This window comes from Arthrobacter crystallopoietes BAB-32, assembly GCF_000328305.2.
Taxonomy (GTDB): Bacteria; Actinomycetota; Actinomycetes; order Actinomycetales; family Micrococcaceae; genus Crystallibacter; species Crystallibacter crystallopoietes_A.
The window spans coordinates 1-5,508 of record NZ_ANPE02000024.1 but is presented as its reverse complement, the minus strand read 5'-3'; the positions used below and the strand labels follow the sequence as shown (position 1 = coordinate 5,508).

The 5,508-nt window shown below is 68.1% G+C and carries 6 protein-coding genes; 4 read left to right on the top strand and 2 right to left on the bottom strand.

The window, feature by feature from the left end; all coding sequences use genetic code 11:
• Positions 1-162: 162 nt before the first annotated feature.
• Both D477_RS00625 and D477_RS00620 read left to right on the top strand, forming a co-directional pair.
• Positions 163-1,080, top strand: coding sequence for a LysR family transcriptional regulator (locus tag D477_RS00625; protein WP_005266198.1), 918 nt, complete (start codon positions 163-165; stop codon positions 1,078-1,080).
• 78 nt (positions 1,081-1,158) lie between these two features.
• The gene (locus tag D477_RS00620; RefSeq protein ID WP_005266197.1) at positions 1,159-2,094 is read left to right on the top strand and encodes a diacylglycerol/lipid kinase family protein; all 936 of its coding nucleotides are present in this window, start codon (positions 1,159-1,161) and stop codon (positions 2,092-2,094) included.
• 33 nt (positions 2,095-2,127) lie between these two features.
• On the opposite strand, the gene D477_RS00615 is transcribed toward D477_RS00620, so the two are convergent.
• Entirely contained in the window at positions 2,128-2,877 is a 750-nt protein-coding gene (locus tag D477_RS00615) for an endonuclease/exonuclease/phosphatase family protein (protein WP_052510637.1), read from the bottom strand.
• Between the two features lie 65 nt (positions 2,878-2,942).
• Here D477_RS00615 and D477_RS00610 point away from each other — a divergent pair, with 65 nt between their 5' ends.
• A complete protein-coding gene (locus tag D477_RS00610) occupies positions 2,943-3,848 on the top strand; it encodes an SDR family oxidoreductase (protein ID WP_005266194.1) in 906 nt (301 codons plus the stop codon).
• Here the strand turns inward: D477_RS00610 and D477_RS00605 are convergent, their stop codons facing one another.
• The gene (locus D477_RS00605) at positions 3,849-4,493 is read right to left on the bottom strand and encodes a response regulator transcription factor (RefSeq protein ID WP_005266193.1); all 645 of its coding nucleotides are present in this window, start codon (positions 4,491-4,493) and stop codon (positions 3,849-3,851) included. It lies immediately after the preceding gene.
• Positions 4,494-4,766: 273 nt separating this feature from the next.
• Between D477_RS00605 and D477_RS00600 the strand changes: the two genes are divergently transcribed.
• A complete protein-coding gene (locus tag D477_RS00600; protein ID WP_005266192.1) occupies positions 4,767-5,420 on the top strand; it encodes an HNH endonuclease family protein in 654 nt (217 codons plus the stop codon).
• Positions 5,421-5,508: the final 88 nt, after the last annotated feature.

The window sequence follows — 5,508 nt, the reverse complement described above, 5'->3', positions numbered from 1 at the left end:
TCCACCAGCGGGGTCCACCGGCGGTGCCGAGGGTGACGACGTAGGGGGTCTGCGGCTCCAATGGATGCTCCTTCGAGTCTCTGCGGGGTGCTTATTCGAGCATCGTGTGCCGCGTCACATTTGTCGAACTACAATTATTGAGCAGACCCACAAGGAGAACTTATGAAGGAGATCACGCTCCGCCAGCTGGAGTACTTTGCCGCCGTGGCCGAGACCCAGTCCGTGACGGAAGCGGCCCGGCGCTGCAGCGTCTCGCAGGCCGCCGTGAGCCTCGCGCTGGCCCAGCTGGAGGAAGCAGTCGGCGCCACTCTGGCCATCCGCCGCCGAGGCAAAGGCATTGCCCTCACCGCCGAGGGGCAGGCCGTCGCCACCCGGGCCCGGCAGGTGGCCGAGCAGATTGAAGGGCTCGCATCGGCCGTCGGGCAGGTGCATGGCGAGCTCTCCGGGCGTCTGGTGATCGGCGTCTTCCGCACCCTTTCCATGCACGCCATCCCGCCCCTGATCGACTGGTTCATGCGCAAGCACCCCCAGGTTCAGCTGGACTTCCTCGAAGGCCCCGGCCCCGAGATCCAGGAAGCAATGCTGGCCGGCCGCGCGCAGCTCTGCGTGGTGTATGAGGCGCAGCTGCTGCCGGACTGCACCGGCGAAGTGCTGCGCGAAACCAAGCGGCAGGCCGTCTTCAGCCCGGAGCACCCGCTCGCCGCCCAGGCCAAGGTCTCCCTGGCCGAGCTGGCCCGCTACCCCGCCATGCTGATGGACGAGGAACCCGCCCTGCAGCGTACCGTCGCCGAGTTCGCCCGCGCCGGCGTCGAACCCGAAGTCCGCTGGCGCTCCCGCAGCGTCCAGGCGATCCACAATGTCGTCGGCCGCAACCTCGCCTACTCACTGCTGATGCAGCCCGCTGCGCACAGCCCCGAAGGACGGCCCCTCGTTTTCCGCCCCATTGACGGCGATGTCCCGGCCAACTCCGTCATGGCCGCCCTGCCCAGCGGTGTGGCCCGGAGCGCTCTGGTCACCGAGGCGCTGTCGGCACTGCGCCACTACTGGGGAACCAACAACGACGGCGCTGCCTCACCGTAGGCGGCGCCCAGCATGTCCCAGCTCAATCCAATCCGCCGCACCTATGATGGGCGCAACGCAGGCGGCAGGAGGCGCAGCATGGCTCGGCCCGGTTATCTGGCCTTGGTGAACGCGGCGGCAGGCAGCGCCGACGCCACGTCCATCAAGGCGGCCCTCGATGTCCTGCGCGCGCAGCCGGCAGAGGTCGAAGCGGCCGCAACGGACAGCGTCGAGGCCCTCGACCGGGCGCTGGACCGCTTGGGCGGCCGCCGGCTTGTCGTGCTCGGCGGCGACGGCTCACTGCACGCCGCGGTCCAGCGGCTCTTCAGCAACGGCAGGCTCCAGGACAGCGGCCCGATCGGACTGGTCCCGCTGGGCACCGGCAATGACCTGGCCGGTTCCCTGGGCATCCCGACCGACCCCGCCGAGGCGGCCCAAACCGTCGTGTCCGGCCAGCCACGGCCCATCGAACTGCTCGTCGCCGAGGACAACACCATCGCGGTCAACGCCGTGCACGTGGGCATCGGTGTCTCAGCCGCACAGAAGGGCGCCGCCGCCAAGGCCGCGCTCGCCAAGGTCAAACTCGGCCGGCTCGGGTACATTGCCGGAGCACTGGCCGCCGGCGCCACCGAGAAAGGCTGGCACCTCACCGTCACCGTGGACGGCAAGGAACTCCACAACGGCGCCACCCCGGTCCTGATGGCAGCCCTCGCCCTCGGCGGCACTATCGGCGGCGGCGCGCGGCTGGTCCCCGAAGCCGATCCGCATGACGGCCAGGTGGACGTGATCGTCTGGAACGCCGCCGGTCTGGCCACACGGATCGCGTATGCGCTCGAGCTGAAGGACGGCAACCACGCCGCACGGCAGGACGTCAGCGCAGGGCGGGGCACCGCCGTCGTAATTTCCAGCCCCCGCGCCCCGTTTTTCACCAATAACGACGGCGAAATCCACGGCCCCTACACCAGCCGCAGCTGGGAAGTGAGGCCCGACGCCTGGCAGATTATCGTGCCGGCTCAGGACGCGGGGCAGGGCTGACCTCCGGAGCCGGCCGAGAATCCGCGTGCCGGCTCAGGACGCGATGGACCCCGCGGAACCGCCGGGCGCTGCGACGGTGTAGTCGGCGGTCACCAGGATCGGCAGGTGGTCGGACTCCCCGCGCGGCAGCGTCTCCACGCTCTTGATGTCCAGCCCCAGCGAGGTGGCGAAGTCGAAATGTCCCTTGAAGACGGCGTAGCGGGTGTACGTCCGGTTGTTGCTCAGCGAGAGCGCATAGCCGGACTCCTTTAGGTGCTCGATCAGGTTCTTGGTGAAGAACGGGTAGTTGAAGTCCCCGACCATCAGCGTGATGTGTTCGCCGCCCATGCCAAGCAGCGCCTCGTGGCCGGCACGGATCTGGTGCCGGCGCAGCGAGTTGGTCGCGGTCAGCGGCGCCGCGTGGAAGTCCCCGACCACCAGCTCATGCTTCGTCTGGTTGTCCATCAGCCGGATCCCGAGCAGCCGCTCATGTGCCGGCGCCAGCAGGTAGTCGTGCAGCGACTTCTTCAGCGAGAAGGTGTTGGTTTCCAGCGCGGTGAAGCGGTCCTGCCGGTAATAGATGGCCAGGCCCAGCCGGTTGCCCTTGGTGGAGTCGGCCAGGTCCAGGTCGTCGAGCCGGTGCGGCAGCTTCTCCGTGTCGCACTCCTGCAGGCACATCACGTCCACGTCGTAGTTGACGCTCAAGTCCATGAGTTCACCGCTGGCGGCGTGTTTGCGGAGGTTGTAGCTGATGACATTTAGCACTGGACTACTCCTGTCCTGGGTCGGCAGCCAAACTAGCATCTGCAGCAATCCTATTCACGACGGCGGTGCCTGCGGCTTCTGCGCGCAATGTCGGGTTCATGAAAATGATCCGTTGTCCCCTGCGGAACAAAGCGTCGGCCGCCGAGCGTTGGGCGGACATGGGCAAAGTGCGTGGAACCGTCGTCATCATCGGCTGTGGCGACCTTGGAACAGAGGCCGGACTGCGCTTCGCGGAAGCTGGCTACCAGGTGCAGGGCTGGCGGAGGCGGCCGGCACTTCTGCCGGCTCCGATTACCGGTGTGCGTGCGGATCTGGGCGGCGCCCTGCCCGAGCTTCCCGCGGATACGCAGGTCGTAGTCTTCGCCCCGGCGGCCCCGGAGCGCAGCGTGGCAGCCTACGAAGCGACCTACCTGCACGGCCTGGCGCGGACGCTGGATGCCGTCGACGCCAGGCCGGGGGAGCCGCCCAGCGTCCTGCTGGTGTCATCGACGGCGGTATACGGCGATGCGTACGGGGCCTGGGTGGACGAAGGGACGACGCCGGTTCCTTCGACACCGACAGGCCAGGTCCTGCTGCAGGCCGAGGAGCTGCTGCGGCGGCGCCGCCCGGATGGCCGCATCCTCCGCCTCGCCGGCATCTACGGTCCGGGCAGGACCAGGCTCATCGACCAGGTGCGCACTGGCACCGCCGCCGCGGGCGCATCCATCACCAACCGGATCCACCGCGACGATGCTGCAGCTGCGATCGCCCATCTGGTCCTCACCGGCGCTCCCCCGGGAACCTACATCGGCGTGGACGATGAACCGGTGGAAATGTCCGACGTCGTTGCCTTCCTCGCCCGCGAAATGGGCCTGCCCGTGCCCGGCCCGCGGGAGCGGGAGAGCAGCCGGGGCGGAAACCGGAGGCTTTCGAATGCACGGCTGCGCAGCACGGGGTTCCGCTTTGCCTATCCCGACTATCGGGCCGGGTACCGGTCCGTGCTGGCCGGGCAGGGCCAGCGGCATCCGTAGTCAGGCGATCAGGCGCAGCTGCCGCGCGGTGGCCACGGCCTCAAGCTGGCTGTGCGCGCCGAGCTTCGCGAGTACGGCTTTGATGTAGCCGCGGCACGTGTTCAGCGAGATCTCCAGGTTGCGCGCCGCAGCCCTCGCGTCGCTGCCGTCCGCCAGCAAGCCCAGCACCTGCAGCTCCCGCCGGGTCAGCGGCGGGCCGTCGAAAGTCACGCCCTCCGGGCCGATCGAGGGAATCAGGAAGCAGGGATGGACCGCCATAGCCGTCGGGCACGCGTGGCGCAGCGCCTCCAGCAGCGAATCCAGCGGCGCGTCCAGCGGCAGCAGCCCGCTCACCCCCGTCTCGACCACCCGGTGCAGTTCCTCGGCCGACAAGCCGTCCGCCAGCAGGATGATCCGGGCGTCCGGCAGCTGCGCCAGGATCTGCTCAGCCGCATCGAGACCGCTGGCGTCGGGCAGCTGGTAGTCCATCACCACCACGTCCGGGCGGCGCTCCAGGCACAAGGCGACGGCCTGCTTCACGGTGCCCGCAGCGCCAACCGACTGGAAGTCATCGTGCCGCGACAGCGACGCCGCCAGCAGCTCCCCCACGAGGGCGTGCCGGCTCACCACCACCACCCGGGAAATCCCGATGCAGTTCACGCTCATGCCAGGCGCTCCTCCGCCGACGGGCACATCCCGTCCGAGGGACATGCAGGCATCTTGATTAGTGAACACAGTGTGCCCGCTGCAGCTCAAGGGCACCCTCTGGGAAAACGCAAGTTCAGCTCAAGATTGCAGCGCAGGAACAGAACGTCCTGCGCGACCGGCACATTTGCATCAGTAGTCAGGACATGGATGTTGCTGTATCGTTTAACTGCTGCTTTTGGTGCGTCCCGCCCGGCGGCATTGTTGGGGATTTGAAAGGTTGGGGAACCTTCCATGTGGGGGAAATTCGTTGCTGCCGTTTTCACGGCTGTCCTGCTGCTGTCCGGATTCGCCGTTCCGGCCGAAGCCGCGAGCGTCTACAAGGCGTCGCTGCGCACTGCGGCACGGTCGCTGCCGGTCGCGGTGGAAAAGAACACCGGCTATGACCGGGACCGCTACTTCGGCGACTGGAAGGACACCAACCGCGACTGCCAGAACACCCGGGCCGAGGTGCTCATCCAGGAATCCAAAGTCCGGACCACTTACACCACGTCCCGGCGCTGCACGGTCCGCAGCGGCAAGTGGGTGACCAGCTGGGACAACCGCACGCACACGTCGGCATCGGCGGTGCAGATCGACCACTTGGTGCCGGTCCACGAGGCCTGGGGCTCGGGAGCGCGGTCCTGGTCGCAGGCCCGCCGCGTTGCCTTCTACAACGACCTTGGCGACGGCCGCATGCTGAGCGCGCAGACGTCCAAGCTGAACTCGGCGAAGCAGGCCAAGGGCCCCGAGGACTGGATGCCGCCGAAGAACCGCTGCAAGTACGTCGCGGACTGGGTCGCCATGAAGATCCGCTGGGGCCTGAAGGCGGACAGCCGCGAGCGCTCGGCCCTCATCCGCTACGCCGACTCCTGCGCCTCCACCACCATCACGGTCACGAGGGTATAGCCGCCGGACATCGGTGCGCCGGAACTGCGGCGCCTGCGGAGCGGCAGGAAAAGTACGACGACGGCGCTTGGGTTCCGGGATCGACGGA

What these genes read in the sequence shown, in the direction of transcription:
- D477_RS00605 (WP_005266193.1), bottom strand. Translation starts at nt 4,493, where the DNA reads ATGAGCGTGAACTGCATCGGGATTTCCCGGGTGGTGGTGGTGAGCCGG.
- D477_RS00610 (WP_005266194.1), top strand. Translation starts at nt 2,943, where the DNA reads ATGATCCGTTGTCCCCTGCGGAACAAAGCGTCGGCCGCCGAGCGTTGG.
- D477_RS00625 (WP_005266198.1), top strand. Translation starts at nt 163, where the DNA reads ATGAAGGAGATCACGCTCCGCCAGCTGGAGTACTTTGCCGCCGTGGCC.
- D477_RS00600 (WP_005266192.1), top strand. Translation starts at nt 4,767, where the DNA reads ATGTGGGGGAAATTCGTTGCTGCCGTTTTCACGGCTGTCCTGCTGCTG.
- D477_RS00615 (WP_052510637.1), bottom strand. Translation starts at nt 2,877, where the DNA reads ATGCTAGTTTGGCTGCCGACCCAGGACAGGAGTAGTCCAGTGCTAAAT.
- D477_RS00620 (WP_005266197.1), top strand. Translation starts at nt 1,159, where the DNA reads ATGGCTCGGCCCGGTTATCTGGCCTTGGTGAACGCGGCGGCAGGCAGC.